Genomic DNA, 819 nt, shown 5'->3' on the forward strand with positions numbered 1-819 from the left:
GGCGCCGAGCTGGGCGAATGTCTCGTTCTTGCGCAGGCGGGCCCAGCGTGAGCAGTGCCTGGTCGAAGCAGCGGAGCTTCCGCCAGCGGGTGTTACGTGCGCGGCGGTGCTCGTACAGCAGCCAGGCGACGTGCTCGACGAGCTCGTGCGGGACGTCGAGCGTGGCAGGATACGGAACCAACAGGGCCCCTTCGGTCGCCGGTGTGCTGAGTGGAATCACCACGCCAACGACGAGGGGCCCTGCCTCGTCACCACAGCCACTGACCAGCCCATTTCACCCGCCAGCACAGGATGAAAACGGTTCAATGAGCCTTTTCCAACCTCAGTCTGAGAAGCCGTATCTCTATCGATCATGAGGACGGTTCTGATCGAACAGGGTCCCTGGTCGGGTGATTCCGGCCGGGTGGATGCATGAGAGCAGGGCCTCTTGGTAGCTCGGGGTTGCGACGCCACTCGAGTACCAGGAGGCCCTGTTGTCCCAGTCTTGCGTGACGGTCCTTGCGACGTCCAACTCCCGCGTGTCGGTGTGCGATTGCCTCGCTCACCGGTTCGGGAACGCGGCCGACCGGCCCGAGCGGGTACGGAGGTACCCGTCGGACATGACCGACGCGGAGTGGGTGGTGGTACGTGATGCGCTGCCGGTGCCGGCCTGGCTGGAGGGCCGGGGCGGCCAGCCGGAGGGCTACCGGGATTATTCGCAGTGCACCGGGCTTCAGCCCGGTGGTGAAGCGAATCTGAGAGCTGCTCTGACCTCAGCTGTGTGCACGGATCCGCACTGTTCACCTCAGCCCGGGTCAGAGCGGCCGGTTCTGCTGCTCG

2 pseudogenes are annotated in these 819 nt (G+C 65.6%); one reads left to right on the top strand and one right to left on the bottom strand.

Going from position 1 to position 819, the window contains the following annotated elements:
- Window positions 1–223 (bottom strand): annotated as a pseudogene (locus EHS43_RS45365) (transposase family protein); the annotation flags it as partial.
- Window positions 224–599: 376 nt separating this feature from the next.
- Between EHS43_RS45365 and EHS43_RS48675 the strand changes: the two are divergent.
- Window positions 600–819, top strand: a pseudogene (locus tag EHS43_RS48675) (hypothetical protein); the annotation flags it as partial.

Origin of the sequence: Streptomyces sp. RP5T, from assembly GCF_003933965.1 — a bacterium.
Classification (GTDB): Bacteria; Actinomycetota; Actinomycetes; order Streptomycetales; family Streptomycetaceae; genus Streptomyces.